Origin of the sequence: Pseudomonas cichorii (genome assembly GCF_019719005.1) — a bacterium.
GTDB lineage: Bacteria > Pseudomonadota > Gammaproteobacteria > Pseudomonadales > Pseudomonadaceae > Aquipseudomonas > Aquipseudomonas cichorii_E.
In genome coordinates this window covers 14,316-40,935 of the sequence record NZ_JAIGPJ010000027.1, presented here as the reverse complement: position 1 = coordinate 40,935, position 26,620 = coordinate 14,316, and the positions used below count along the sequence as shown (strand labels likewise).

At 59.1% G+C, this 26,620-nt stretch carries 22 protein-coding genes; 9 read left to right on the top strand and 13 right to left on the bottom strand.

What is annotated here, in order from left to right:
• Positions 1–26: 26 nt before the first annotated feature.
• Positions 27–1,451, top strand: a complete 1,425-nt coding sequence (locus K5D32_RS18375; RefSeq protein ID WP_221578406.1) for an FAD/NAD(P)-binding protein — start codon at positions 27–29, stop codon at positions 1,449–1,451.
• Here the strand turns inward: K5D32_RS18375 and K5D32_RS18370 are convergent.
• Complete coding sequence (locus K5D32_RS18370) at positions 1,443–2,549, bottom strand: sigma-54-dependent Fis family transcriptional regulator (protein ID WP_221601355.1); 1,107 nt, start codon at positions 2,547–2,549, stop codon at positions 1,443–1,445. The genes K5D32_RS18375 and K5D32_RS18370 overlap by 9 nt on opposite strands.
• Entirely contained in the window at positions 2,549–3,688 is a 1,140-nt protein-coding gene (gene ssuD / locus K5D32_RS18365; protein ID WP_221578404.1) for an FMNH2-dependent alkanesulfonate monooxygenase, read from the bottom strand. The genes K5D32_RS18370 and ssuD overlap by 1 nt, the downstream gene beginning before the upstream one ends.
• A gap of 358 nt (positions 3,689–4,046) precedes the next feature.
• Between ssuD and K5D32_RS18360 the strand changes: the two genes are divergently transcribed.
• Genes K5D32_RS18360 through K5D32_RS18350 form a run of 3 tightly spaced genes read left to right on the top strand, consistent with a single transcriptional unit; the run spans position 4,047 to position 8,449 of the window.
• Positions 4,047–4,931: a Ku protein gene (locus tag K5D32_RS18360; RefSeq protein ID WP_221601352.1), complete on the top strand. Its 885-nt coding sequence runs from the start codon at positions 4,047–4,049 to the stop codon at positions 4,929–4,931.
• Between the two features lie 21 nt (positions 4,932–4,952).
• Complete coding sequence (ligD, locus tag K5D32_RS18355) at positions 4,953–7,478, top strand: DNA ligase D (RefSeq protein WP_221601350.1); 2,526 nt, start codon at positions 4,953–4,955, stop codon at positions 7,476–7,478.
• Positions 7,475–8,449 (top strand): aldo/keto reductase, encoded by a 975-nt coding sequence (locus tag K5D32_RS18350; protein WP_221578401.1) that lies wholly within the window; start codon positions 7,475–7,477, stop codon positions 8,447–8,449. Before ligD ends, K5D32_RS18350 begins: the two co-directional genes overlap by 4 nt.
• A gap of 65 nt (positions 8,450–8,514) precedes the next feature.
• Here the strand turns inward: K5D32_RS18350 and pssA are convergent, their stop codons facing one another.
• Together pssA and K5D32_RS18340 are read right to left on the bottom strand one after the other, a co-directional pair.
• Positions 8,515–9,858: a CDP-diacylglycerol--serine O-phosphatidyltransferase gene (gene pssA / locus K5D32_RS18345; RefSeq protein ID WP_221578400.1), complete on the bottom strand. Its 1,344-nt coding sequence runs from the start codon at positions 9,856–9,858 to the stop codon at positions 8,515–8,517.
• 134 nt (positions 9,859–9,992) lie between these two features.
• A complete protein-coding gene (locus tag K5D32_RS18340) occupies positions 9,993–11,147 on the bottom strand; it encodes a glycerophosphodiester phosphodiesterase (RefSeq protein ID WP_221578399.1) in 1,155 nt (384 codons plus the stop codon).
• 176 nt (positions 11,148–11,323) lie between these two features.
• On the opposite strand from K5D32_RS18340, the gene K5D32_RS18335 reads away from it, so the two are divergent.
• From K5D32_RS18335 to K5D32_RS18320, 4 genes are all read left to right on the top strand, one after another.
• Complete coding sequence (locus tag K5D32_RS18335) at positions 11,324–12,256, top strand: 2-hydroxyacid dehydrogenase (protein ID WP_221601348.1); 933 nt, start codon at positions 11,324–11,326, stop codon at positions 12,254–12,256.
• Positions 12,257–12,368: 112 nt separating this feature from the next.
• Positions 12,369–13,103, top strand: coding sequence for a CTP synthase (locus K5D32_RS18330; RefSeq protein ID WP_221601346.1), 735 nt, complete (start codon positions 12,369–12,371; stop codon positions 13,101–13,103).
• Positions 13,100–13,435 carry an antibiotic biosynthesis monooxygenase gene (locus tag K5D32_RS18325; protein ID WP_221578396.1) on the top strand — a complete coding sequence of 112 codons (336 nt, stop codon included), beginning with the start codon at positions 13,100–13,102 and terminating at the stop codon, positions 13,433–13,435. Before K5D32_RS18330 ends, K5D32_RS18325 begins: the two co-directional genes overlap by 4 nt.
• Before the next feature lie 95 nt (positions 13,436–13,530).
• Positions 13,531–14,031 carry a MarR family winged helix-turn-helix transcriptional regulator gene (locus K5D32_RS18320; protein ID WP_221578395.1) on the top strand — a complete coding sequence of 167 codons (501 nt, stop codon included), beginning with the start codon at positions 13,531–13,533 and terminating at the stop codon, positions 14,029–14,031.
• Here the strand turns inward: K5D32_RS18320 and K5D32_RS18315 are convergent.
• From K5D32_RS18315 to K5D32_RS18300, 4 genes are all read right to left on the bottom strand, one after another.
• Entirely contained in the window at positions 14,001–15,425 is a 1,425-nt protein-coding gene (locus tag K5D32_RS18315) for a short-chain fatty acid transporter (protein WP_221601344.1), read from the bottom strand. The genes K5D32_RS18320 and K5D32_RS18315 overlap by 31 nt on opposite strands.
• A 159-nt stretch (positions 15,426–15,584) precedes the next feature.
• Positions 15,585–18,671, bottom strand: coding sequence for a MexW/MexI family multidrug efflux RND transporter permease subunit (locus tag K5D32_RS18310; RefSeq protein WP_221601342.1), 3,087 nt, complete (start codon positions 18,669–18,671; stop codon positions 15,585–15,587).
• Positions 18,668–19,810 carry an efflux RND transporter periplasmic adaptor subunit gene (locus K5D32_RS18305; RefSeq protein WP_221601340.1) on the bottom strand — a complete coding sequence of 381 codons (1,143 nt, stop codon included), beginning with the start codon at positions 19,808–19,810 and terminating at the stop codon, positions 18,668–18,670. The genes K5D32_RS18310 and K5D32_RS18305 overlap by 4 nt, the downstream gene beginning before the upstream one ends.
• 22 nt (positions 19,811–19,832) lie before the next feature.
• Complete coding sequence (locus tag K5D32_RS18300) at positions 19,833–20,246, bottom strand: VOC family protein (protein WP_221578391.1); 414 nt, start codon at positions 20,244–20,246, stop codon at positions 19,833–19,835.
• Between the two features lie 60 nt (positions 20,247–20,306).
• Here K5D32_RS18300 and K5D32_RS18295 point away from each other — a divergent pair, with 60 nt between their 5' ends.
• Positions 20,307–21,230: a LysR family transcriptional regulator gene (locus K5D32_RS18295; RefSeq protein ID WP_221578390.1), complete on the top strand. Its 924-nt coding sequence runs from the start codon at positions 20,307–20,309 to the stop codon at positions 21,228–21,230.
• Here K5D32_RS18295 and ribD read toward each other — a convergent pair.
• The 5 genes from ribD to K5D32_RS18270 form a co-directional block, all read right to left on the bottom strand.
• Positions 21,209–22,321: a bifunctional diaminohydroxyphosphoribosylaminopyrimidine deaminase/5-amino-6-(5-phosphoribosylamino)uracil reductase RibD gene (ribD, locus tag K5D32_RS18290; RefSeq protein WP_221578389.1), complete on the bottom strand. Its 1,113-nt coding sequence runs from the start codon at positions 22,319–22,321 to the stop codon at positions 21,209–21,211. The genes K5D32_RS18295 and ribD overlap by 22 nt on opposite strands.
• Positions 22,318–24,018 carry a WD40 repeat domain-containing protein gene (locus K5D32_RS18285; RefSeq protein ID WP_221601338.1) on the bottom strand — a complete coding sequence of 567 codons (1,701 nt, stop codon included), beginning with the start codon at positions 24,016–24,018 and terminating at the stop codon, positions 22,318–22,320. The genes ribD and K5D32_RS18285 overlap by 4 nt, the downstream gene beginning before the upstream one ends.
• Positions 24,019–24,105: 87 nt before the next feature.
• Positions 24,106–24,705: a GTP cyclohydrolase II gene (ribA, locus tag K5D32_RS18280; protein WP_221578387.1), complete on the bottom strand. Its 600-nt coding sequence runs from the start codon at positions 24,703–24,705 to the stop codon at positions 24,106–24,108.
• 63 nt (positions 24,706–24,768) lie between these two features.
• Positions 24,769–25,785 (bottom strand): SUMF1/EgtB/PvdO family nonheme iron enzyme, encoded by a 1,017-nt coding sequence (locus K5D32_RS18275; RefSeq protein ID WP_221601336.1) that lies wholly within the window; start codon positions 25,783–25,785, stop codon positions 24,769–24,771.
• Between the two features lie 71 nt (positions 25,786–25,856).
• Complete coding sequence (locus K5D32_RS18270; RefSeq protein ID WP_221578385.1) at positions 25,857–26,603, bottom strand: class I SAM-dependent methyltransferase; 747 nt, start codon at positions 26,601–26,603, stop codon at positions 25,857–25,859.
• Positions 26,604–26,620 lie beyond the last annotated feature (17 nt).

Genomic DNA, 26,620 nt, shown 5'->3' with positions numbered 1-26,620 from the left:
CTGCAACCAGCCCGAGGCGATGTTCGATGCGCGATGACAAGACCCTGCCTGCCGTAGCCGATGTCCTGATCATTGGCGGTGGCCTGAGTGGCACCATGCTCGCAGTCCAGTTGCTGCGCCAGCCCGGCGTGCGACGAATCCTGATCGTCGAGCCCCGTGCCGAGCTGGGCAGGGGCGAGGCCTACAGCGCTACTGAGCCGGGACATACCCTCAATGGCAATGCTGCCCGGATGAGCGCTGACCCCGACAACCCTGACGACCTGACCCACTGGCTGACCCAGTATCTGGCCGATGGCGGCTGGCCTGAGTCAAAGGAGCAATCGGTGCCGGTGTCGGTGCTGTTTCCGCCACGAGGCGTCTTTGGACTGTATGTGCAGCAACGTCTGCGGGAGGCTCAGGCGGTCGGGCAGGTTCACGGCTCCAGTGTCGAGCATGTGTACGGGGAAGCGGTGGATCTGCTGACGAATGAGTCGGGTGTCACTGTCACCCTGGCCGACGGGACCGAGTTGCAGGCCCGTTTCGCGGTGCTGGCCACGGGAATGTACGCGGCTTCACGTACGCCACAGCATCATTCCAATGGCCTCAATGCGGCAGCGCTCGATCCCTGGAACGTCGAGGTCATGCGTCGGCTGGATCCGCAGTCCACAGTGCTGATCATCGGTTCCGGGCTGACCATGGTCGATGCCGTGGTGTCCTTGCAGCAGTCCGGGCATCGTGGCCCCATCCGGGTGTTTTCCCGTCATGGCCTGCTGCCTCATGTCCGCCGTCAGCCGCCGGAGTGGGCCGACTTCCTGGGCCAGGATCACAGTATTCGCAGTACCCGGCAATTGGTGCGCAAGGTGCGTGAACAGTGTGAACTGGCCATCGAAAGCGGTATAGACTGGCAAGCCCCTCTGGATACAGTGCGGGCCAATATCGGTCGTTTGTGGAACCAGGCTTCCGATCGCCAGCGCCGTCAGTTCGTCAGGCATGTGCGGCCCTGGTGGGAAAGCCATCACCATCGTTCGCCACCGCCCAGTGCTGCGCTGCTCGCGGACCTGGTGCAGCAGGGGCGCCTGACTATTCAGGCGGCCTCTTTGCAAGGGGTGAAGTCCGAACCTCAGGGGCGGGTACACATTCAGGTCCGGCATCGTGGCCAGAGCCAGTCGTCACTGGTTCCCGGAGATGCCCTGATCAACTCCACGGGTATCGAATACGACTGGCGCCGTGTCGACCGGCCCTTGCCACGCCAACTGCTGGCACGCGGCCTGATTCAGCCTGGTCCTCTGGCGTTGGGGATTGCCGCCGATCTCGATGGAGCAGTTCTCGATGCCAAGGGGCGCCGTTCACCGCGTCTGTTTGCCATGGGCCCGCCGTTGCGGGGCATATGGTGGGAAAGCACTGCGGTGACCGATGTGGCGATCCAGTCCAAGGCACTGGCCTTGCGCTTGACCGCCTTGCTCTCAGACTGACAGGTGCAGCATCCGCTCACCTTGCAGGTTTTCACCGGGGCGGCGTTTGTTGACGGCCAGCTCTCCGATGCGAATCAGGTGCGCCCGTGTGACATTGCGGGTCAGGCCCAGCAGGTTGGCGGTGTGTACCTGATTGTGATGGCAGAAGCGATAAGCCGCTCTTAGCAGGGCATCTTCGACTTTCTCATGCAGCGCACCAGCCTGTTCTTCAAACAGCTTCTGGAAGGCGCGCTTGAGCAGTTCTTCCGCCGACTCATCGCCCCTTGGCGACTCTTCCTGGCGCTCGATCCTCAGGTTCGAGAGGCGCAGGTCTTCATGCTGGATGATTCCGTTACGGCAGACCAGCAAGGTGTGGTGGATGACGTTTTCCAGTTCGCGAATATTGCCCGGCCAGCTGTAGCTCTTGAGCTTCAGTTCGGCTTCGGCATTGATGCGTATCGGGCCGTAGTTCAGGCGTTGGCTGTAGATGTCGATGAAGTGTCGGGCCAGCGGCAGAATATCGCCCGGCCGCTCGCGCAGCGGGCTCAACTCCAGATTGACCACGTCCAGCCGGTAATACAGATCCTCGCGGAAATGCCCGGCATTGATGGCTTTTTCCAGTTGCACGTTGGTCGCGGCCAGCACCCTGACATTGATGGGAATGCTCTTGCGCGAGCCCAGGCGTACCACCTCACGCTCCTGCAAGACACGCAGCAGCTTGACCTGCAGAGGCATGGACAGATCGCCGATTTCATCCAGAAACAGCGTGCCGCCATCGGCCTCTTCAAACCAGCCGGACTTGGCGCTCAGGGCGCCGGTGAAGGCGCCTTTCTCGTGGCCGAACAGCTCGGCCTCGATCAGGGATTCGGAGAATGCGCCGCAATTGACCGCCACGAAAGGTTTGTCGCGGCGATGACTGAGTTCATGGATATGCCGTGCAACCAGCTCCTTGCCGGTGCCGGTCTCCCCGATGATCAGCACGCTGGCATCGCTGGGCGCCACTTGCTGCACGTGGGCCAGCAAGTCTCGGGATTTCGGGTCCTCGAAAACCTGGGCCGTAGCCCGGATTGAAGTCGCCAGGGCCGGCGAAGGCGGCAAGGTCAGCAGTTGCACAGACATCACTTGGCCTGCGGTGGCAGATCATTGGCGATCATTTCGCCAAAGGGGCCGGTGAGGTTGGTAATGCCGCGTCCTGCCAGGCTGGCATAAGGCTCAGGCAGCAGCGGGAACACCAGCTCGGCGAAGCGGTAGGCTTCCTCCAGATGTGGGTAGCCGGAGAAGATAAAGCTCTCGATGCCCAGGTCCGCGTACTCTTTGATGCGCTCCGCGACTTCCTGCGGATTGCCCACCAGCGCCGTACCGGCACCACCGCGCACCAGACCGACGCCGGCCCACAGGTTGGGGGCGATTTCCAGGTTGTCGCGACGACCGTCATGCAATGCAGCCATGCGGCGCTGACCTTCGGAGTCGAAACGGGAGAAGGATTTCTGCGCAGCCGCGATGGTTTCGTCGCTGATGTGTTCGATCAGGGTGCTGGCAGCTTTCCAGGCTTCTTCACTGGTTTCACGCACGATCACATGCAGACGGATACCGAATTTGACAGTGCGGCCCTTGCGTGCAGCACGCTCGCGGACATCGGCCAGTTTTTCGGCCACCGCAGCCGGTGGCTCGCCCCAGGTCAGATAGACATCCACCTGATCGGCGGCCAGATCATGGGCGGCGTCGGAAGAACCACCGAAGTACAGGGGCGGGTAAGGTTGCTGGATCGGCGGGTACAGCGCCTTGGCGTTCTGCACGCGCAGATGCTTGCCCTCGAAATCCACGGATTCGCCTTGCAGCACGCGACGCCAGATTTGCAGGAACTCGTCGCTGACTTCGTAGCGTTCGCTGTGATCAAGGAAACTGCCATCGCCACGGTTTTCATCCGGGTCGCCACCGGTGACCACGTTGATCAGCAAGCGGCCACCTGAGAGGCGGTCCAGAGTCGCGGCCATACGGGCCGAAACCGTCGGCGAAATGATCCCCGGACGAATCGCCACCAGAAACCTCAGGCGCTCGGTCAGCGGCACCAGCGCCGAAGCGATGACCCATGAGTCTTCGCAGGAACGGCCGGTAGGAATCAACACACCGTGATAGCCCAGGTCATCGGCGGCCTGCGCCACCTGCTTCAGGTAGTTGAGCGTGACCGGGCGTGCGCCTTTGGTCGTACCCAGAAAATGACCATCGCCGTGGGTGGGAAGAAACCAGAAAACGTTCATGACAATTCCTTGGGAAGATCAGGCAGTGTTGATAGCTGAACAGCACCTACTGTTGCCTCGCAAACAGTTGGCTCACAGCATGGGAGTGGTGCCAGTTATAAAGGCTGCGATTTATTCCGTAAAAGAACGTAAGCGTATATTTTTATAGCTTTATTGAATATGAAGGGGCGAGCTGTTTGTAAGGCAGCAAACAGTATTCGCGAGGCGTCATTGAAGACGACTGATTTTCTTTGGATTCACTGGCCCCTCGCGAATGAATGCGCTTCCACGGAAACTCCACCCATACGCCCGTCACTGAGTCGAAACTTTTGCCTGCACAGCCCTGTCATTTTTTACGATGAGCAACGGGAGACAGGCAATGGCAAGGGCAATATGGAAAGGAGCAATCAGTTTCGGGCTGGTGCATATTCCGGTGGCGCTGGTATCGGCGACTTCGTCCCAGGGGGTTGATTTCGACTGGCTCGACAAGCGCAGCATGGACCCGGTTGGCTACAAGCGGATCAACAAGGTCACAGGCAAAGAGGTGACCAGTGCGAACATCGTCAAGGGTGTGGAGTACGAGAAGGATCGCTATGTCGTACTCAGCGAAGAGGAAATTCGCTCTGCTCACCCGCGAGCGACACAGACCATCGATATTTTCGGTTTCGTCGACAGCCAGCAGATTCCCCTGCAGAACATCGACACGCCTTATTACCTGGCCCCGGACAAGCGGGGCGGCAAGGTTTATGCCTTGTTACGCGAGACCCTGAAGGACACAAAAAAGGTGGCCTTGGCCAATGTAGTGCTTCATACCCGTGAACATCTGGCTGCCGTGATGCCTCTGGAGTCAGCGTTGGTGCTGGTGATCCTGCGCTGGCCGGCTGATGTGCGAGGGCTCGACGAGCTCGAACTGAACGATGAAGTGACGGATGTTTCCCTGACCAAGAGCGAACGTGACATGGCCAAGCGTCTGGTCAAGGACATGAGCGCCGATTGGCAGCCCGACGAGTACCGCGACACGTTTCAGGAAAAGATCATGCATCTGGTCGAAACCAAGGCGCGGGAAGGCAGCATCGAAGACGTGGGTACCGATAGCGGTGAAGACGAACGCCAGAGTGCCGATGTCATCGACCTGACCGATCTGCTCAGGCGCAGCCTGGCAGGCAAGAGCACCGCGAAAAGCAGCAAGCCGGCCAGCAAAGGCAAACCCCGGCCGCCAGCCAAACAGCGCCCGGCGACCAGAAAAGCCAGCAAGGCTTCCTGAGCGCTCCGGAGATAACTGATCATGGCCAAGTCCGTCAGCGAATACACCCGCAAGCGCAACTTTGAAATTACCTCCGAGCCTGCTGAAGCGTCGGAAAAGAAAGGCAAGGCGCCTGCGCGGGCGTTGAGTTTCGTGATTCAGAAACACGATGCGCGCAACCTGCATTACGACTTTCGCCTGGAGCTCGGCGGCACTCTCAAAAGCTGGGCGGTTCCCAAGGGACCGAGCCTGGACCCGACGCAGAAACGTCTGGCGGTTCATGTGGAGGATCATCCCCTGGGTTACGCCAGCTTTGAGGGCAGTATTCCCAAGGGGCAATATGGCGGCGGGGACGTGATTGTCTGGGACCGGGGCGTCTGGCAACCCCATGGCGATCCGCAAGAGGCCTATCGGCAAGGCAAGCTCAAGTTCACCCTCATCGGTGAAAAGCTGACCGGCGACTGGGCACTGGTGCGTACTCGCCTCAAAGGCAGTGGCGACAAGGAGCAATGGCTGCTGATCAAGGAAAAGGATGCCGTCGCCCGGCCTGCTGCCGAGTACGACATCATTCGCGAACAGCCGCAAAGCGTAATCAGTGGCAATCAAGTGGGCGTGACGCGGACCGTCAAGGAGAAAAAGACGGCGAAAAAGCCCCGACTCACAAAGCACGACAGCTTTCCCGGACAACTCGCGCCCCAACTGGCGACGCTGGTAGAGGCGCCGCCCGAAGGTGACTGGCTCTACGAAATCAAGTTCGATGGCTATCGAATCCTCACCCGCTTTCAGGGCGGTGAGGTGCAACTGTTGACTCGTAACGGCAATGACTGGACTGACCGCATGCCGCAACTGGCCAGTGCCCTCAAGGCGCTGAAGCTCAAGGACAGTTGGCTCGATGGCGAAGTGGTGGTGCTCGACGGGCAGGGGCTGCCGGATTTTCAGGCACTGCAGAATGCCTTCGAGACTGGACGCAGCCAGGACATCCTTTATTACCTGTTCGATGCGCCGTTTCTGAAAGGGCAGGATATGCGCGAAAGACCTGTCGAAGAACGGCGTGAGGCGCTCAGCCAGGTGCTCGACCAGCAGAGTAGTGCTTTGTTGTGTTACTCCGATGCGTTTCGAACCGGGCACAAGGACATTATCGAAAGTGCCAGCGCCATGGGGCTTGAAGGCGTGATCGGCAAGCGGGTTGGCAGCCCTTATGTCAGCAAGCGTAATGGTGACTGGATCAAACTCAAGTGCCGGTTGCGCCAGGAGTTCGGTATTGTCGGCTATACCGCCCCCCAAGGCAGTCGCAGCGGTTTTGGTGCCTTGCTTCTGGCGGTCAATGACGAGGATGCGGGGCTGGTGTATGCCGGTCGGGTCGGAACGGGCTTCAGTGCGGTGCTGATCAAGCAACTGCTCAAACGCCTGGAGCCTTTGCAGCGCGATACATCGCCTCTGGCCAGGCCACTCAATTCGGCTCAGAAGCGAAATGTGCAATGGATCGAGCCGCAACTGGTCTGTGAAGTCGAGTTCGCCCAATGGACTCGCGAAGGCATTTTGCGTCATGCAGCGTTCGTCGGTTTGCGCAGCGATAAACCGGCCGACGATATCGTACGCGAGTACCCGCAACAGGTGACTGTGCCCAGTCCTCCCAAGGCTGCCAAAAACGCCAGGGGCAAGGTCAATGTGGCAGGTATCGGTATCAGCCATCCCGAGCGGATCATCGACCGGGAAAGCAAGGCGCAAAAGAGCGACCTGGCGCATTTCTACGAGTCCATCGCCGACTGGATTCTGCCGCATCTGGCCAACCGGCCGGTTGCCTTGCTGCGGTGTCCTGAAGGTGTCGAAGGCGAGCAGTTCTTTCAGAAGCACGCCGAGCGACTCGCCATCCCGCACATCCATAAACTGGACTCGGCGCTGGACCCCGGCCATGCTCCGCTGATGGAGATCGATACAGTGCAGGCACTGATTGGTGCCACCCAGATGGGGGCCATCGAATTCCATACCTGGGGCGCGACCCATGACCGGATCGAAACCCCGGATCATCTGGTTCTGGACCTCGATCCCGATCCGGCCTTGCCCTGGCGCAGCATGATCGAAGCCACGCAAATGCTTCTGGCAGTGCTTGAAGAACTGGGACTTGAGGCTTTTCTCAAGACCAGTGGCGGCAAAGGCATGCATATCATCGTGCCCTTGGCACGGCAGGCGGACTGGGACAGCGTCAAGGCGTTCGCTAAAGCCATTGCCGAATTCGTCAGTCGGCAGTTGCCAGAGCGCTTCACGGCGGTGATGGGACCGAAAAACCGTGTCGGCCGGATCTTCGTCGACTATTTGCGCAATACCCGTGGCGGCAGTACGGTTACCGCTTATTCCGTGCGCGCCAGGCCCGGGCTTCCGGTATCGGTGCCCATCAGTCGTGACGAACTGGAAGGGCTGCAATCCGCCCGGCAGTGGCACATCGGTAATCTTGAGCAACGTTTGCGTCAGCTCGGATCCGACCCCTGGGCGGGGTATCGAAACAGGCAGCGCATTACGCAAAAGATGTGGAAGCAACTGGGGGCCGAACCAACCAGGAGAACGCCATGACCTCATCGACCGGATTCACCCGCAGGCGGCTGCTCACTCTGGCTGCCGGAACGGCGGCTGCTCTGGCATTCGATAGTGCCGCTGCGAACGACAAGCCGCCGACCATTCCATCGCCGTCTTCACCCTCGAAGCTGACCCAGGAAGGCAAGACTATGCTGACCCGAGCGATCCCCTCCAGTAACGAACCCATTCCCGTGGTCGGGCTGGGCACTTATCGCGGTTTTGATGTGGCGACTTCAAGCCCGGCCTACAAGCAATTGCGTGCCGTACTCGATGCGCTGTTTGCGGCCGGCGGCAGCGTCATCGACAGCTCGCCCATGTATGGCCGTGCCGAGCAGTCGACGGGCGAATTACTGTCCATCCACGAACCCCGTTCGCCTGCCTTTCTGGCGACCAAGGTCTGGACCCGTGGGCGCAAGGAAGGCATTGCGCAGATGGAGGACTCTTTCCGGTTATTGCAGACCGAACGTATCGACCTGATGCAGATTCACAACCTGCTGGACTGGAAAACCCATCTGCCGACCCTGCGGGAGTGGAAGGAGCAAGGGCGGATTCGCTACATCGGCATCAGCCATTACACCTCGTCGGCTTATGACGAAGTGGAAGCCGTGCTCAAGGCCGAGCCGCTGGATTTTCTGCAGATCAACTATGCGCTGGATGATCGGGCCGCCGAGAAGCGCTTGCTGCCGCTATGCCGCGAGCGCGGCGTGGCAGTGATCTGCAACCGGCCGTTTGGCGGCGGAGGCCTGCTTTCCAGGCTCAAGGATAAACCTTTGCCTGGCTGGGCCGGGCAGGTGGAAGTGAGCAGTTGGCCGCAACTGGCGCTCAAGTTCCTGCTGGCCAATCCTGCGGTGACCTGCGTGATTCCCGGCACCGGCAACCCGCGCTATATGGCCGAGAATGCTGGTGCAGGGTTCGGCCCGATGCTGACCGATGCCCAGAGGCAGCAGTTGATTGCGCTGGTGGGTTGACGACTTGCGAATAAATTCGCTCCTACGAACTCTGTAGGAGCGAATTCATTCGCGAAATCAGGCATTTACAAAATCCGGTACAACAACCGCTCTATCCTGACCCGGCTGACCCGGCGCAGGAACTTGCTCACGCCTTCGGGGTAATTGGCCAGGGTATCCAGCTCGTCGTACTGCCCAACCCGCTGGGTGTTCTGCATCAACTGTTGAATCTCTTCCTCCCGCGGCTTGAGCCACTGGCCTTTCGGGTCATCGATCAGCAGGCCGTTTTCCAGGTCCAGATTGAAAGCCCGAGGGTTGAGGTTGTTGCCGGTCAGCAAGGTATAGCGATCGTCTACCCAGACGCCCTTGAGGTGGAATGTGTTGTCGCCGTGCTTCCAGAGATGCAGGTTCAGCCGGTGCTGGGCAATGGCCTTTTTATGTTTCTGGGCGAATCGACGCAGGCTGATTTCATACAGATAGGGCAGGGCAGAAATGACCTTGAACGGCTCCTCGGGAGGAATGAAGAAGTCGTTGGCGGTCTTGTCGCCGATGATGATATCGACTTTCACGCCGCGCTTGAGGGCGCGATTGATTTCCCGGGTCACCGCCACTGGCATATTGAAATAGGGCGTGCAGATGGTCAGTTGTGTCTTGCTGGCGGCGATCAGGTCGCAGATGGCCCGGTTGAGCGGGTTGCGCGGGCCGACGCCCAGCAGCGGCATGATGCGCAGCTCACCGTTTTCCTTGTCGCCTGCGCTGGTTTCGTAGGCGGCGCGCTTCAGGTTGCTGCGAAAAGCCCTGATCTCGCCACGCAGGCTGCGGGAATCAGGAGGCGATTGCAGGTCCAGGCGGTGGACGGCTGGCGAAGGCAGTATTTCACGCTGCACCATGTCCACGAAGGTGTCGGCCAGTTGCCTGTTCTGGATCAGGTGATAACGGTCCAGACGGTATTTGTCGAGCTTGTGCAGGTAAACGTTATTGATGCTGGCGCCGCTGTAGATGACGCAGTCGTCGATGATGCTGCCCTTGAGATGCAGCACTCCGAACAGCTCGCGGGTCTGCACCGGCACGCCATGGATCGGGACTTCCTCGTCGTACTCCAGATTCTGCGCTTGATACCAGGCCGAGTTTCCCGCCTGACGACCCGCTCCGATCAGGCCACGCTGGGCACGAAACCAGTCCACCAGCACCACGACATCCAGTTCGGGACGTGCAGCCTTGGCGGCATACAGTGCGTCGAGGATTTCCTGGCCGGCTTCGTCCTGTTGCAGATACAGGGCGATGATATAGATGCGCCGGGTGGCAGAAGCGATCTTCTCCAACAGGCAGCGTCGGTATTCAGCGGCAGAAGGAACAAGGGTGATGGCATCGTCGGACAAGGCAAAACCGCGAAGCGTGGCCAGGGTCGAGCGTCGGAAGTTGGACTGCATAAGCCTCTCGAAGGGATAACCAGCAGCGCACGAGCTTACACCAGACTCGACACAAGGTCGCCGTTGAAGTCTGTCGCAATGATGTCTGTTTGTAATGCACAGACCGCGTCGAGCCGCGCGGTCTGTGCGTTCGATCAGTAACCGTTACGTTTCAGGATCGAATCGATGCTGTCTTTGGCCGGGCGGCCATAGAACTTGAGGAGTTCCGTGGTGCGGTTGGTGAAGAAACCGTCGACACCTGCGGCGCTGATCTGCTTGAAGTCCACGGCCTCATCCACGGTGTAGGTGTGGACCACCATGCCTTTGTCGTGGGTGACGTTGTTCATCCATGGCTTGACCAGATCCATGTAGCTCTGGTCGCCGCCATCGGCGAGTTGCGAGGATGGGCCGGTGCCGATGGCGCCATGAGCCTTGGCCCAGTCGATCCAGGCCACGAATTCTTCCTGGGATTTGATTTCCTGAGCGGCGTAATAGCTCGCCTTGTCCTTGAACCCGGAATCCTTGAAAGGAACAGTGGATTTGGGTTCTATCGAACCTTCACCGATCCACAGCAACAACACCTTGGGAACCTTGGGCATTTCCTTCTGCAGCAGCACCAGGCTGGATTTGTCGAAGGTCTGCAGCACCACACGCCCCGGCGACTGGGCGACATTCACATGGCCAGCCGCTGCGGCCGGACGCGGGCTGAGCCAGCCGCGCTTGGCCAAGGCCTTCTTCAGGTCGGCCTCGATGCCCGGGAACTGGGTCGGGACCTTGGTCTCGATATACAGCCCCGGCTTGTTGGCGCCACCTTCGGCGATATCGATCACTTCATCCAGGGTCAGAATCTGCAGGCCTGCATACGTGTCGCGAGCCCGAGACGGGTAGGCCTTGTTGAACCAGGTGCCGGCATCCAGCTCCTTGAGCTCGGCCAGTGTGAAACTGCTGACCGGGTCCTTGCTGCGCTTGGGGTAGACCTGGGCGATATTGGTGGTGCGGTCGAGCGTGTCGTCATGCAGGGCAATCAACACCCCGTCCTTGGTGCGTTGAATATCCATTTCCAGATAGTCCGCGCCCAGATCCCGCGCCAGCGTATAGGCCGGAATGGTTTCTTCCGGCGCATCGAACGAAGCCCCGCGATGGGCGATCACCGCGGGCCAGGGCAGGCCGTTCTTCTCACTGATGACCTTGCCCGGCGCATCGGCTGCCGATGCCGTGCCTGTGGACAGCATCACACCTGCCATGACTGCGGTTGCCAACAAACGGGCCAGCGGGTTCTTGTGAAACGGAAATCGGGAAAATCCTTGCATGATCTGCTTGTTCCTTATGGGCATGAAGTGTCATGACGAAGCCACGGCATGAAGCATTAACAACATTTACAGGAAGTGGTGTGACGATTCAAATCGTGCATCCTTCATTGACCCCTGCCCAATCCCCCCAAGTCGCGCTACTGTCAGCCTTTTCATGACCCGTTAAGGAAAAGTGCATGACGACGGTACTGGTACTGGTCGAGAGCGTTAATGAATATTTGCCGATTCTGGAGAGCAGCGGTTTTCGCTTGATCCGTGCGCCCACTGCCGCTTTGCGTGCCGAAGCGATTGCCGCTCATGGTGAGGAAATCACGGCGGTCATGACCCGCGGTCCTTTGGGGCTCTTTGCGGAAGAGATGGATGCCTTGCCTCATTTGCGGATCATCTGTGTGTCGGGTGCAGGTTACGAAAAGGTCGATCTTGCGGCTGCCCAGGCTCGTGGCATTACCGTGACCAATGGCGCTGGAGTCAACGCGCCGACCGTGGCTGATCATACGATGGCGTTGTTGCTGGCGATCGTGCGCGATATCCCTCAGAACGATGCGTCTGTACGGCGCAGTGAATGGCGCAAGGTCACGTGCCCGTCCTTTGCCGGCAAGCGCCTGGGGATTGTCGGGCTGGGGGCGGTCGGGCTGGCCATTGCCAAGCGGGCTCAGGCATTCGATATGTCGATCCAGTATCACAACCGCAACGCGCGCAATGATGTGGATTACCTGTGGTATGCGACCGTTCTTGAACTGGCGGCTGCTTCGGACTTCCTGATCATCTCGACGCCAGGCGGAAAGGGCACGGAGCATTTAATCGATGTCCGCGTACTTGAGGCATTGGGGCCGCAGGGCTATCTCGTGAATATTGCCCGTGCCAGCGTCGTCGATACCGAGGCATTGGTCGAGGCCCTGCAACAGCGCCGGATTGCCGGTGCGGGCCTGGATGTTTTCGATGACGAGCCGCAAGTGCCGGATGCCTTCAAGACCCTCGATAACGTAGTGCTGACGCCCCATGTGGGCGGGCTATCCCCCGAGGCATCGAAGGACATGGTCCTGATGGTCAATAAGAACCTGCTGGCGTTCTTCTCCGGCCAGCCGGTTCTGACGCCGGTCTATGGCTGAGGCATTTCGAGAATGAGCGAATAGGCATTCAGGCATTGAATGCTTGCCTGAATGCCAATTTTGCTTGCGCTCAGGCACGCCTATAGTCCCGCCATCACTGGATGGGAGGGACATGAGCATGTCGGACGTGAAAGGCAAGACGCTGCGAATAGGTCTGGTAGGGGATTTCGATCCAGAGGTGCCTGCGCATCAGGCGATTCCACTGGCGCTGGACATGGCGACCGTCATAGACAGCCCTCAGGTTCAGCATCAATGGCTGCCGACACCGCAGATCGGTGAGGGCGAAATCCTCGCCGGTTTCGACGGTATCTGGTGTGTGCCCGCCAGCCCTTATCGGGATATGCAGGGCGCTTTGACCGCCATTCGTTTTGCCCGTGAGCAGCAGATACCGTTTCTGGGCACTTGCGGCGGTTTTCAGCATGCCTTGCTCGAATATGCCCGCAATTGCCTGGGCTGGCAGGACGCCGAGCATGCCGAAACTTCACCGGATTCGCCTCACACCATCATTACTCCATTGAGCTGTTCGCTGGTGGAAACCACGGCGGCGATTCAACTGCAGCCCGATTCGTTGATTGCTCAAGCCTACGGCACCTCTGAAATTGCCGAGCGCTATCGATGCCGCTATGGCCCGCGCCCTGAGCTGGAAGCCTCGATGTTCGAAAATGGGCTGAAGGTCAGCGGTCGCGGGCCGGAAGGGGATGTCCGCAGTATCGAGCTGCAAGGCCATCCGTTTTTTGTCGCCACCCTGTTCCAGCCGGAGCGGGCGGCCTTGCAGGGCGTGGTCCCGGCGCTGGTGGCGGCTTTCGTTCGGGCCTGTGCCCGTCGTGCTGAAGGAGTGTGCTCATGATCGCCGCACGCTTTCCCGCGCCTTATTACGCGGTGATCTTCACGTCGTTGCGCACGGCCCAGGGTGCCCATGATTATGAGGTGGCCGCCCACAGGATGGTCGAGTTGGCCACGGAGCAACCGGGCTTTCTGGGTGTTGAGTCGGCTCGCGGTGAGGACGGCCTGGGAATCACCGTTTCCTACTGGACGGACGAGCAGGCCATTCTGGGATGGAAGCAGCACATTGAACATGCCAAGGTGCGAGAGCAGGGACGTGCGCACTGGTATCAGGCCTGTACCACCAGAGTCTGCAAGGTCGAGCGGGACTATGCCTTTGAGGCCCAGACATACTGAAACAATGATTCAGCCCTTTGGCCCTGTCTGAATCTGCGGGGATATGCCAGCATTACGCTCTTTCAGCCACAAAGCTGCTTTTGTGTGGAGCCCTCATGAACGAAAAAACGGCCCAGCCTGCCGTGCTGCGTATCCCCGAAGGCTTGCAGATCCCGGCCCAGGTGATCTGCCACGCCACCAGCCTGCGTCGGGCGAGTCGGCGTATCTGCCAGCTGTATGACGCGATCATGGCGCCCTGCGGGTTGCGTTCGACCCAGCGTTCGATCCTGATGCAGATCGCCCGTAATCAGGCCCTGAGCATGACCGAACTGGCGACGTTACTGGTACTGGACCGCTCGGCCCTGGCCCAGAATCTCAAGCCACTGGAGCGTGAAGGGTTTGTCATGGTCGAGGTGGACCCTGATGACCGGCGCAGTCGCCTGGTGCGTCTGACCCAGAGCGGCGTCGATAAACTGCTTGAGTCCCAGGCCTTGTGGGAACAGGCCCAGCGTTGCTATGAGACCGCTCTGGGCGCAGAGCGGGCTCATGAGTTGCGTCAGTTGCTGGGCATGGTCCCGGTGGCCGATTATGGCGATGGCATCATTGGCGGGATGTAGGTCAGCGTTGTGCCCAGTGCCCACAGCAATACCAGCACCAGCGGCGTATGCACCAGTAATTGCACGAACGAAAAACCGATCAGGTCGCGAGCTTTCAATCCCAGCACGCCCAGCAGCGGCAGCATGTAGAACGGGTTGATCAGGTTGGGCAGGGCTTCTGCCGCGTTGTAGATCTGCACGGCCCAGCCAAGGTGATATTGCAGTTCATTGGCGACCTGCATCACATAAGGCGCTTCGATGATCCACTTGCCGCCCCCCGACGGAATGAAGAAGCCCAGCACCGCTGAATAGACGCCCATCAGCACGGCATAGGTGTCGTGGGTGGCAATGCTGGTGAAAAAGGTCGAGATATAGTGCGCCAGCGTCTGGGCATCGCTGCCTTTGACCGTGGTCAGCAAGGCGGCGATGGAGCCATAGAGCGGAAACTGGATCAGCACGCCTGTGGTGGTCGGCACAGCACGGGTCACCGCATCCAGAAAGCTGCGTGGACGCCAGTGCAGCAGTGCGCCGAGCATGATGAACAGGAAGTTATAGGTGTTCAGCCCCGAAATCGCAGTAATCGCAGGCTTGGTTGAAAACTCGTTGAAGAGCCAGCCGGCACCCAGCAACACCATCAGGATGATCAGCAGCGGGCTGTATTCCAGCCATTCGCCGGGCCGTGTGCGGGGTGGCAGCGGTGGCAGATTGAAAGCCGGGTCAACGCCACAGTCCTCTGCAACTTTGGCGGCATTCGGACCGGGAGCCGTGGCGTAGGCGACGACCAGGGAGATGATCACCAGCGCTGCCAGCATGACGCCCGACTGCCAGAGGAAAATGGTTTCGGTGAAGGGAATCACGCCCGTGATTGCCAGGATCGAGGGCGGCAGGCTGCCAGGGTTGGCCTGCAATTGTGCTGCCGATGAAGAGAGCCCAAGCGCCCAGACTGCGCCCAATCCCAGATAAGCCGCAGCGCCCGCCGCGCGATAGTCCATGTGCAGATCGGTGCGCCGGGCGAGGGCGCGTACCAGCAGGCCGCCGAACACCAGGGAAAGTCCCCAGTTCAGCAGGGAAGCCAGCATGGAAATCAGTGCCACCCAGGCCACGGCGGAGCGACCGTTTTTCGGGATGCGGGCCAGTCGATCGATCAGACGCACCGCAGGCGGTGAGCTGGCGACTACATAGCCACCAATGACCACGAAAGCCATTTGCATGGTGAAGGGGATCAGGCTCCAGAAGCCGTCACCAAACGCCTTGGCCGCTTCCGCCGGTCTGGCACCGATGGCCAGCGTTGCAAGAGTGACGATGGCTACTGCCAGTGCGGCAAAGACCCAGGAGTCGGGGAACCAGCGTTCGGCCCAGGCGGCACAGCGCAGGGCAAAGCGGGCTGATCGGCTTTCTTCTATATGAGTGGTCACGTGGAGAGCACCTTTGATTATTGTTATTGGGAGGAAGCTCTCTGATTCGTCGGTGCTGTCAGGCCAGCCGGGTCGCCAGCGAGCTTCCTCGCTCAAGGCTAGCAAATCCTGCCGCGGGCAAGGTCTTGCCGACCCTGCCCGTTTTTCCACCTGAAACAATCACCTCCCTGGACTTTTCAAGACAGTTGCTGGTGTGCTCAATGCATCCCGGCTGCCATGCGGTGTGTGAACACGTGACAGCACGGTGTAAATGGATGGCAGGACGAACAGCGTGAACAAGGTGCCCACCAGCATGCCGACAACGATTACCAGGCCGAGGCCAAAACGGCTGTTGGCGCCCGCTCCGCTGGCGAACAACAAAGGGATCAGACCCACGACCATCGCCGCCGTGGTCATCAGGATCGGCCTGAGGCGAATGCGCGATGCCTGCACCATCGCTTTAGCCGCCGTACAGCTTCTGAGCACGCGCAATTCATTGGCGAACTCGACCATCAGAATCCCGTGCTTGCTGATCAGCCCGATCAGGGTGACCAGGCCGATCTGGGTGTAGATGTTTACGCTTGCCAGACCCATGGCCAGGGGAATCAGCGCGCCGCAGATCGACAGCGGCACGGTGATCAGAATGATCAGCGGATCGATCAGACTTTCGTATTGAGCAGCCAGCACCATGAAAATCACCAGCAGGGCAAACAGGAAGGCGATCAGCAACGAGTTGCCTTCATGAATGAATTGTCTGGCATCGGCCTGCCAGTCCTGGCTGAAGCCGGCAGGCAGGCTTTCACCTTGTGCCTGCAGAAACGCAACAGCCTGTCCCAGGCTGACACCCGGCGCGGGAATGGCCTGGAAGGTTGCAGCGTTCTGCTGGTTGAACTGCTTGAGTGCGTTGGGCTGAATGTCACGCTCCAGGGTGACTACACTGGAAAGCGGTATCTGACGGTTCTGATCGGTACTGACGTAGATATTGTTGAGGGCCTGGGGCGTCAGGCGCTGGCCTGCCGAGGTCTGGGGGATGACGTCATAGGAACGGCCCTGTAGCCCGAAACGGTTGGTGTAGTTTTCGCCCATCAGCACCATGAGGGTCGTGCCGATATCCTGCATGCGAATGCCCAGACTGTTGGCCTTGCTGCGGTCGATACGTACCCTGACCACCGGGTTATTGAACGCAAGGTCACTGTCGACTACCGCGAACAGCCCGCTGTCACGCGCCCGCTGTTTCAGACCCTCCATTGTTTCGTGCAGTACGCGATAGTCCTGAGTTGTGCGAATGATCCATTGCACAGGCAGCCCTCCGCTCGATGCCGGCAAGGCTGGCAACTGGAATACAAAAACGGCATTGCCTTCGGCGGCATCCACCGCATGCTGCAACTCGCTCTGGATCTGTGCCGCGCTACGTTTGCGCTCATCCCACGAAGCGAAGTTGACGCCGGCGAAGCTGGCCGCCACCCCGTCGGTACCGTTGATGATCCAGGTGCTGGATGCTTCGTCCAGTTGACTCATGATGTCGCTCAACTGGTAGGCATAGCGTTCCACATAATCGAGGCTGGCGTTTTGCGGCGACTTGATTGCCAGCAGCAGATTGCCCTGATCCTCGTTGGGGGCCAGTTCTTTGGCGGCCATGCCATACAGCCAGGGCAGGCTGACCAGAACCATCGCGGCAAAGGCCAGAACGACTCCACGCCGGCGAAGCGAGGCAATCAGTGCCCGCTGGTAACGCCGGGACAGATGCCGGAAAAACGCCTCGGCACGTTGACTCATGGGCGCTTCGTCCTGTCCGGATGGCAATAGCCGGGTGCAAAGGACGGGCGTCAGGGTCAGCGCAATCACTCCGGATACCAGCACCGAGCCGGCCAGCGTCAGGGCGAACTCCTTGAACAATGCGCCTGTCAGGCCCGCCATCAATCCGATCGGCATGTAGACGGCCGCCAGGGTAATGGTCATGGCAATGACCGCAGAAGCGATTTCCCGCGCACCTGCCAGTGCAGCCTCCCAGGGCGTGCGGCCTTCGCGGATGTGGCGGTGAATGTTTTCCATGACCACAATGGCGTCGTCCACTACCAGCCCGATCGCCAGAACCATGGCAAGCAGGGTCAGCAGGTTGATACTGAACCCGAATAGCGCCATGAGCCCCAGCGCACCGAGCATTGACAGCGGAATGCTGATAATGGGGATCAGTACGCTGCGCACCGACCCCAGGCACAGATAAATGATCAGCACCACGATCAACGTGGCCTCGATCAGTGTTTCGATCACTTCGACGATAGAAGCGTGGATGAAATTTGCGGTTTCAAAGGCCAGGGCTACCTGCACTCCCGGGGGTAAAGTCTTTTCTATTTCGGGCAGCAGTTGCCTTATGGCTGCAACTATCGACAGCGGATTCCCGTCCGGTGTCGCATAAAGGCCCAGGTGTACGGCGGGTTTGCCATCCATCAGAGCGCTGGTTTCGTAGGCTGCCGACCCCAGCTCTACGCTGCCCACATCGCGCAGGCGCAATAAACGGTCTGCCTGGTTGCTGATGACCATGTCGCGAAAGTCTTTCAGGCTGCTCAGGTCAGTGTTGACCTGAATCGAGCTGACAACGTACTGGCCCTTTATCTGGCCTGGCGCCGCCTGGAAGTTATTGGCCTTGATCGCCCGCTCGACATCTTCGGCGCTGATGCCGTGGCCGGCCAGGCGTATGGGGTCCAGCCAGAGGCGCATGGCCAGGCGCTGACCGCCGAATGTCTGGACTTTGGCCACGCCATCAATGCCGGAAAACAGCGGCTGGACAACCCGGTCAAGGTAATCGCTCAGTGCGGGCACGGTCATGCGATCGCTTGAGAATCCTACATAGGCAACGGCTGTGGCATCTCCGGCGGAGCGTTCGATGACCGGATCATAGGCTTGTTCGGGCAAGCGATACTTGACCTGATTGACCTTGGCGATCACCTCGCTCAAGGTCTTGCTGGAGTCCTGGTTCAGCCCCAGGCGCAACGTGATGAGGCTGCGTCCCTGCACCGATGACGAACTGACGTAGTCAACGCCCTGTACCGAGGCCAGGGACTGGTTCAGCGGCTGGGTCACGAAACCCTGCATCAGTTCGGCCGGCGCGCCCGGATACTCTGTGCTTACGGTAATGGTCGAACTTTCCAGGAGCGGATACTGGCGAACCGTCAGGTCCTGATAGGCCTTGAGCCCGGCCAGTACGATCAGCAGGCTGACCACCAGCGCCAGCACTGGACGTTGAACGAAGACATCCGTGAACTTCACAGGTCTGCTCCCTTGAAGGTGTCATGCAGGTGCGAGGCCGATGTGTCGAGCACGCTCTTGCCAACCGGCTCGATCACGGCACCGTCACTGAGCTTCAACTGCCCGGAAACCACCACGCGGTCATCGCGCAGCACGCCCTGTTCGATGATGACCCGACCATCACGGCGTTCGCCGGTTTTTACGGCTACCCGACGTACCCTGAGTGCCTGTCGGGCATCCTGTGCCGGTTCAAGCACATAGATCTCTTCGCCATAGGCGTTATAGGTGATCGCCGTTTCCGGTACGGTCAACACATCCCTGGCCTGCGCCTGAGGAACTTTGACTCGGGCAAACATGCGCGGCAGTGCCGTCTTGGGGGGCTGTTGCAGACGTGCCTGGACGTTGATCATTCGCGAGCGGTCGAGAATGGGGTCCAGCGTCGTGACCATGCCTGTTATCGGTTGATCCGGCAGTGCGTCGAGCACGACTTCCAGCGGCCTGCCGGGCTGGATGTGGGGCAGGGCATGTTCCGGCACACTGAAGTTGACGTAGAAACCCTCGTTGCCCACAAGGTTGATCAGGGTTTGTCCTGCTGTGACATATTGGCCCAGATGCACCTGGCGAATCCCCAGAGTGCCGGCGAAGGGCGCCTTGATGGTGAGCTGATCGATTTCGGCTTCAAGTGCCTGCAAGGCACCCTTTGCAGCCAGATACTCGCTTTGCGCATCGCCTTCTTCCTGTCGGGACATCGCGTCCAGAGAGGTGAGCTGGCGTGCGCGTTGCAAACGTGCCTGGCTGTTTTTCATCTTGCCTTGCAGGCGCACCAGGTCTGCGCGCTGGCGTGCATCATTCAGACGCACCAGCACCTGACCGTCCTCGACCTGCTGTCCTGAGCGTATGGGCAGGTCGATGATACGCCCGCCGACCTCGGCAGGTACGCTGACCTCCTGAAAAGCCTCCAGCTCGCCGATGGCTTCCAGGTAATCGGTGAACGGCGCGCTGTCGACCCTGGCAACCGCGACCTTCACAGGCGTCACCGTCGCAGTGTCCACAGGCTGGGCCGTGCTCGTGCGAAACGTCCAGATACTGCCCAGCATGACCAGTCCCGAGAGCAGCAGAGCAATGAGTGGGTGGCGTCTCGCTGCACCGACATCAATCATTGGGATTTTCCTTGAATGGCTTTTAATAGATCGGCCAGCAACCCGGAGTCAGGAGTTCCACAAGGTGGTCGTCCGGGTCTCGGAAATAAATGCTCGACCCGCCTTTTGGCCATTGCGTCCGGCCTTCTATGGGAACGCCTGCCTGGGCAAGTCGATCGGTCCAGGGGGCCATATCCGCAGTGTCGATAGCAAAGCAGACATGGATTCGGCCCTGAGCATCATGAGGCGGGATTTCTCCGCCACTCAGGTGCTTGGTTTCCAGGGAGGCACCTTGCTTGAACAGCAACAGGGCGTTCGCCCCGCCAACGTTCAGTGCAACCAGTACGTTGCTTTCCACCATCACTTCGAGCCCAAGCGTTTTGTAGTAAAAATTCTTGGCTTCTGTAAGATCTTTCACATAAAGCGCGGTCTCAATGATCCTGTTGAGTCGCGGCATATCTCGCTCTCCTTATGGAATCAAGGAAGCACCCTCTCTCCCGAAGTTGGAAGGCTAAGGATGGCTACTGTTTTATTGCGTAATATCGACCTGAATTTGCTGGTGGTTCTCGATGCCCTGCTGACTGAAAAGCACGTCACCCGCACGGGCGAACGATTGCATCTGAGTCAGCCTGCCATCAGTCACTCCCTGAGCAAGTTGCGCAGTCTGCTGGATGACCCGATCCTGATCAGGAAAGGCAATGATGTGTTCCTCAGCGCATTGGCACTCAGCATCCAGACTCCCCTCAAGAACCTGTTGAGCCAGATCGAAGGGCTGTTTGGCAGTTCGATTGCCTTTGAACCGGCCACCTCCCGGCGCACGTTCAACCTGGCCATGTCGGATTACGGCGCGGCAATCGTGTTGCCCAAACTGCTGGTCCGTTTTCGCCGGGAAGCGCCCAACACTACGCTGGTTGTCACCCAGAGCAGCCGTCACGGCATGCTTGAGCAAGTCGCTCAAGGCAAGATCGATCTGGCGTTGGGCGTATTTCCCAACCTGCCGACCGACATCTCCCAGGCCACGCTGTTCGAGGAAACATTTTCGTGCCTGCTCGACCGCAATACCTTGCCGCCGGGTGGAACGCTCGATCTCGAGAATTATCTGTTGCGTCCGCATATATCCGTTTCCATGGATGGAAGCGTGGGCGAGGTGGACACGCTTTTACGTGCCCAGGGCCTGCACCGACGTATCGCCGTCAGTGTGCCGCACTGGCGCACGGCGCCAGGCATGATCAGCAATACCGATCTGATCCTTACTGTCGCCACACGCACGCTGGATGAAGCACCTCTTGACGACTCGCTTGTACAACTCAGGCCACCTCTGACCATTCCGCCGTTTCCGTTCGTACAGATCTGGCATGACCGGTTCAATGAAGACCCTGCTCATCAATGGCTACGCGAACAGGTCGCACAGGCGGCCGCTCATCGCACGGTCTCGTTCTGATCGGGACGCAGCCGCAAGCGCAGGTCCGGACCGATGCTGGTGACTTCATACAGACTGAAATCCAGGCTGTCGTGAAGGCTGGTCAACTCCGGTAGATGGACCATCGGCCGGGCGATATCACCCAGCAGGCGCGGTGCGATGTAGACCAGCAGTTCGTCCACCAGGCCGGCCTTGAGCAACGCGCCGGCCAGAGTGGGGCCTGCCTCCACGAAAACATCGTGCAGGCCGCGTTCGCTGAGCACGTGCATCAACTGCGCAAGATCCACTCCGTTCTCGTCGCTTTTCAAGCGCAGTACTTCGCTGCCCGTGGTTGTGGACGGGGCCGGTGAGGCGTCCAGCCCGACCACATGCAGGCTGGGCGCCAGGTTATTGAATACCCGCGCGTTGCCGGGGACCCGGGCCTTGCTGTCGATCACGACCCTGACCGGAGGCAAGGCCGCCGGTGAGGAGAGATGGCGGACGGTCAGCAACGGGTCATCAGCCAGTACAGTGCCACTGCCGGTCACGATAGCTGCGCTGGACGCTCTCCAGAGTTGCACATCACTGCGTGCCTGATGGCTGGAAATCCATTGTGAACGACCGTTGTTCAGTGCCGTCCGACCGTCCAGGCTCATGCCCAGCTTTAACTGCACCCAGGGTCTGTGCCGTTCGACACTGGACAGAAAGCCGCGATTGAGTTCCCGGGCGGCGGTCCTGAACAATCCCACCTTGACCTCGATACCGGCTTCACGAAGTTGTGCGATACCGCGTCCGTTGACCTTCTCGTAAGGGTCTTCATGGGCGACGACAACCGTAGCAATGCCGCTGTCGATCAACGCCTGATGGCAGGCGCCGGTGCGTCCTACATGGCTGCAGGGCTCCAGCGTCACATAGGCCGTGGCACCTTTTGCCAGTGCCCCGGCCTGACGCAACGCAAAGACTTCGGCATGCGGCCCGCCAGCGCTGCGATGCCAGCCTTCTCCAACCACTTGGGCTCCGTGGGCAATCACACAGCCCACCCGAGGGTTGGGCCATGTGGAGTGACTGCCACGTGCGGCCAGCGACAATGCATGCTGCATGTGCTGGAAGTCGCATTCAGTGAAGTGGTTCATACCTGCGCCTGTGCTCCGGCGTGGACGTTGATCGGGTAGATGCGCCCGTCATAGGCGCTGGCCAGGAAGCCTGTGCCGTCAATGTTGTGGGAGATGCAGGAGATACCGCTGGCCGTCGGTTTCTCCACAGCCACCCAGCGACGCTTGGCAACATCGAAAATGGCCACTGTCCCGCCATAACTGCCTGTTGCGATCTGCGTGTGGTCAGGGGAAATGGCAATGCACTTGATCGAGTGCTGGTGAGGCGTGTCATAGACCTCATCCTGACCGTTACGCCACAGGCGCAGCTTGAGGTCCCTGCCAATGCTGGCAAAACCGTCTTCAATGCGGGTGCAGCCGTTGGAAATACGAGCGTGTGCCTTGTCCAGGTAGCGTTCCAGGCTGAAATCGTCGATCCGGTGAAAAGCCGCCGCCGCCGTCGCGCACACACTGAACAGAAACGCTTCGTCGGCAGCGATACCCTTGATCGCATTCTCATGCAGTTGTACCGAGGTGACGAAGCGGGGCTGGCCTGCTTCCAGCGCGAAAATCAGCGCCTCGCCGGTGTACGTTCCGATGGCCGCATGCAACTGGCCATTTTTCTCGAACGTAGTGCCGCAGTTGAGCGGAGAGCGATGCTGATAAAGCGTGTCACCGGTACGGGCGTCGAACACGGTGCCCATTTGCCCGCCTGTCAGAACGCTTTCGCCGAAGGGCAGCAGGAAGTTGCAGAGGCTGCCGGCGTGAGTGCTGGCCTGGCCATTGATGTGCAGGATTCCGGCATCGCCAATGCTGTAGATGTCGTCGTTGACGACAGCCACGGCATTGAGGCTGATCGCAGGCTCGATACCGTCCAGGTCCCAGACCTGTGTCTTGAAGTTCCAGGTTGCGTACCGTGAGCCAAAGGTCACGAAGGCGATGCGGTCGGTTCCCAGCAACGTACAACTGCGCGGCCAGATGATGCTGGGCAGGGACGTCTGTGCAGTCTTGACCAGATGGTTGTGCTCATCCAGATGCCAGAGCATGACGCAACGGTCGTAGCTCAGACTGACCAGCAGACGCTGCTCATCATCCCAGATGATGCGCTTGATCCCGGCATCATGGGCAGGGTGCAGGCGAGTGCCGTTGGCATCGATGAGAGAAATCTTGCCCTCATCGTCACCTGCGAAAATGATTCCGTCCCGTGACAGCGCCACGGTGTCGGTTTCCACACCCCCCAGATCAATGAGTTCAAGCTGGTTACCGGTCTGGGCGCACCAGCGACGAATCGAGCCATCGTCACTGCTTGAAACCAGTGTGCGGCCGTCGGCTGACCAACTGACTGAAATCACATCGGCACTGTGGCCTTCGAGAATGTGTCGGGTCTGTCCTTGCAGGTCGAACAAGCGCAGTGTGTGATCGCGTGAGCTGGTGGCGATGGTCTGACCGTCCGGCGAGAACGCGGCCATCTCGATATCGTCTTCATGCCCGATCAGCACAGCCTTGAGGCGCAGGCCAGGCACTTCCCAGACGCGCGCCGTGTAGTCGCTGCTGGCACTGACCAGCAGCGTACCCTCGGCATTGAATGCGCATTGATTGGCCAGGTGGTCATGCAGCACGCGCTGGATGGGCGTTTTGGTCCTGGCATCCCACAGAATGACCTGATTGTCATAGCCTGCGGTGGCTACATAACGATCTTTGAAGGCGTTGATACCACTGATAGGTCCGAAATGACGCATGATCTATATCCTTTAGATAAATGGGAAACCCGAATTTCAGTCAGCCGCTGTCGGCCCGTGCATAAGGCAGACGGTAAGAAAAATCAGTTAGTTGCTAAGGGCGATACTGTGTTGTTTCTTGTCGATTTTGGCCTGTAGATAGTTTCGGTTATGTTCAGTGATGAACACGCCAGTAGGAATGACGTCTGAAACATGTATGCCGTTTGATTCCAGAGCCGACACTTTTTCGGGGTTGTTGGTGATAATACGGCAATCAGTAATACCCACAGCTTTCAACATGCTGGCTGCCAGAGAAAAGTCTCGATCATCTTCCGGGAAACTGAGGTGCGTATTGGCTTCAAAGGTATCCAGGCCCGTGTCTTGAAGTCGATAGGCTTCAAGCTTGGCATATAAGCCGATGCCGCGTCCTTCCTGACGCAAGTAAATAAGATAGCCGCCTTCCTTGTGCATGCGATTGATGGATTCGGTCAGTTGAGGCCCGCAATCGCAACGTTGTGAGCTGAAAACGTCTCCGGTCAGGCATTCGGAATGAATACGCACGAGGGGACTTTCCGGTCGATCGGGCCCCAGCTTTATCAAAATATGTTCATGTTTCGGGTCAAGGCCGCTAAAGGTGAAAAACGTGCCAGGGCATTGACCTTCATTGAGAGGAATATCAACTTTATTACGCACTTTGACAGTTTTCATGATTAACCTTCTTACTGAGTGATGAGGCTATTTGTTTTTATAGGGGGACACGGAGGCAATGATTCACGCCGAGGGTGTTTCTGCAAGGCGAAACCCCATGACATAGATGGCTCGAGGGTATTTGCCGTGGCGTCGGCAATTGCGTGCCAGATCTCTGAAGCGAGTGAAACTTCCGCCCCGGGCGACGCGATGAGTGCCCACAACCGTAACCAGATCGTCTTCGATCGCTTGACCGCCGGGGTAGGGGCCGTAGTCGTCGGCGACGTACTCTTCTACATTTCCCGCCATGTCCATGCAGCCGAACGGCGAGGCACCCTGGCTGAATGCGCCAACAGGCGATGAAGTGAACAGCCCCAGCTCTGCCGTATTGCAATGGTCAGGCAGAAAGCTGTTGCCCCACGGGAATGCCAGGTTTCTGGGGCCGGCAGCGGCGTATTCCCATTCCGCTTCCAGTGGCAGGCGAAACTGGCGCCCGGTACGCCCGTTGAGCCAGTCTATGTAGGCCTCAACATCGTCGACAGTTACGCCGAATACCGGATGATTGGCCCGATCCGTTGGAAACTGCCCGAAAGGCCAGTTATCCGGGATCCTGGGTTGCATCGAGTCTTCCAGGAAAGCCCGGTATTCCAGATTGGTGATCGGAAACTTGCCGATGCGATAGGGTTGGAGTGTCACCGCGTGGCGCGGCACTTCCTTTTCGATCCATGACCGATCAAGCCCCAGCCCGTGCATATCCTGCATGACCGAGTCGACTTCATCGCCAGCCAGGCCTACCGACACGTTACCGCCTCTGATATCAATCATCTGTGGGTCGAGTACGTTGATACGTGTGTCGACGGTCTGCGCGAGTAACTTGCCCGCTGCCAAGCGGGCCGGCAATGTGGCTTCGGGATCCTGAAGGCGCTCGATCAGTCGCTCTGTGGGCTCCTGAGCCAGCAATTTCCAGGTCGCCAGAGGCAGCGACATGTTCAAGGGTTGATAAAAGTGCTCGGGCAGACCCATCAGATACCTGTCGGTCATTTGAGGGGTTAGCGGCCCTTCAAAGACTGGCCAGTGGGTGAATGGATGATTTGTCGCCATTTGAGACGTGCCTCCTGCGGGAATCACGGGATATCGCCAGCCTCCTGTTTACGAGGCTGGGAGTCGGGTCGCTAGCGTGTACAGACCAGGCCGGTCTGTAGGCAGTTGCGCTCGAAGTCATCCCAGTAACCGGCGGGGAATTTGTCACGATTGGCTTTGGAGATGATTGGTTTCTGCCACTCGAAAGTGGAGAATCCGGCTTTGGACAGTGCGGTTTCGTAAGCCTCGCGACTCCAGCGGTAGAACGTGAATGCGCTGGGCGGCTGGGTGACGAATTCTGCATCGCAGCGAAAGCCGCCCTTGTGAGGCTGTTCATTGAGCACATGGACGCCATACTTGGTGAAATTCCCCTGTGCCAGTTGAAAGCCGGGGTCAACGGTATAGGCAATCAGCCTTCCACCGGGCTTGAGATTCTTTGCCACCACCGCAAACATGGTTTCCAGTTCGTCGATCGACTGCGCATAGTTGAACAGCCAGGCTGCGCTGACCCGGTCAAAGGGCGCCTGTGGCAATGTCCCCATGTCCGCAACATTGGAAACCAGATATTCAATGGCCTCATTGTTACGCTCGGACTCCTTGCGGGCCAGTTCGATCATGGAGGAAGAAATATCGACCCCAACGACTTTGCTGGCGCCCTGGCGATACAGCTCCCTGCCAAAAAAACCGAAGCCACAGGCCAGATCCAGTACGGACTTGCCTTTCACATCTCCCATCATGTGAAAGAAGGTTTGAGTCTCGACGGAACGCTGTGACGCGCTGTCTGTAAACGCTTCGAAGCGTTCGCCAATTGAATCGTATGCTGCGGATTGACCGGCCATTGTTAACTTCCTTTGTG

Bases quoted from the DNA above. Each gene is read 5' to 3' on its own strand.
- K5D32_RS18375 (WP_221578406.1), top strand. From the start codon at position 27: ATGCGCGATGACAAGACCCTGCCTGCCGTAGCCGATGTCCTGATCATT.
- K5D32_RS18370 (WP_221601355.1), bottom strand. From the start codon at position 2,549: ATGTCTGTGCAACTGCTGACCTTGCCGCCTTCGCCGGCCCTGGCGACT.
- ssuD (WP_221578404.1), bottom strand. From the start codon at position 3,688: ATGAACGTTTTCTGGTTTCTTCCCACCCACGGCGATGGTCATTTTCTG.
- K5D32_RS18360 (WP_221601352.1), top strand. From the start codon at position 4,047: ATGGCAAGGGCAATATGGAAAGGAGCAATCAGTTTCGGGCTGGTGCAT.
- ligD (WP_221601350.1), top strand. From the start codon at position 4,953: ATGGCCAAGTCCGTCAGCGAATACACCCGCAAGCGCAACTTTGAAATT.
- K5D32_RS18350 (WP_221578401.1), top strand. From the start codon at position 7,475: ATGACCTCATCGACCGGATTCACCCGCAGGCGGCTGCTCACTCTGGCT.
- pssA (WP_221578400.1), bottom strand. From the start codon at position 9,858: ATGCAGTCCAACTTCCGACGCTCGACCCTGGCCACGCTTCGCGGTTTT.
- K5D32_RS18340 (WP_221578399.1), bottom strand. From the start codon at position 11,147: ATGCAAGGATTTTCCCGATTTCCGTTTCACAAGAACCCGCTGGCCCGT.
- K5D32_RS18335 (WP_221601348.1), top strand. From the start codon at position 11,324: ATGACGACGGTACTGGTACTGGTCGAGAGCGTTAATGAATATTTGCCG.
- K5D32_RS18330 (WP_221601346.1), top strand. From the start codon at position 12,369: ATGAGCATGTCGGACGTGAAAGGCAAGACGCTGCGAATAGGTCTGGTA.
- K5D32_RS18325 (WP_221578396.1), top strand. From the start codon at position 13,100: ATGATCGCCGCACGCTTTCCCGCGCCTTATTACGCGGTGATCTTCACG.
- K5D32_RS18320 (WP_221578395.1), top strand. From the start codon at position 13,531: ATGAACGAAAAAACGGCCCAGCCTGCCGTGCTGCGTATCCCCGAAGGC.
- K5D32_RS18305 (WP_221601340.1), bottom strand. From the start codon at position 19,810: ATGATTGATGTCGGTGCAGCGAGACGCCACCCACTCATTGCTCTGCTG.
- K5D32_RS18300 (WP_221578391.1), bottom strand. From the start codon at position 20,246: ATGCCGCGACTCAACAGGATCATTGAGACCGCGCTTTATGTGAAAGAT.
- K5D32_RS18295 (WP_221578390.1), top strand. From the start codon at position 20,307: ATGGCTACTGTTTTATTGCGTAATATCGACCTGAATTTGCTGGTGGTT.
- ribD (WP_221578389.1), bottom strand. From the start codon at position 22,321: ATGAACCACTTCACTGAATGCGACTTCCAGCACATGCAGCATGCATTG.
- K5D32_RS18285 (WP_221601338.1), bottom strand. From the start codon at position 24,018: ATGCGTCATTTCGGACCTATCAGTGGTATCAACGCCTTCAAAGATCGT.
- ribA (WP_221578387.1), bottom strand. From the start codon at position 24,705: ATGAAAACTGTCAAAGTGCGTAATAAAGTTGATATTCCTCTCAATGAA.
- K5D32_RS18275 (WP_221601336.1), bottom strand. From the start codon at position 25,785: ATGGCGACAAATCATCCATTCACCCACTGGCCAGTCTTTGAAGGGCCG.
- K5D32_RS18270 (WP_221578385.1), bottom strand. From the start codon at position 26,603: ATGGCCGGTCAATCCGCAGCATACGATTCAATTGGCGAACGCTTCGAA.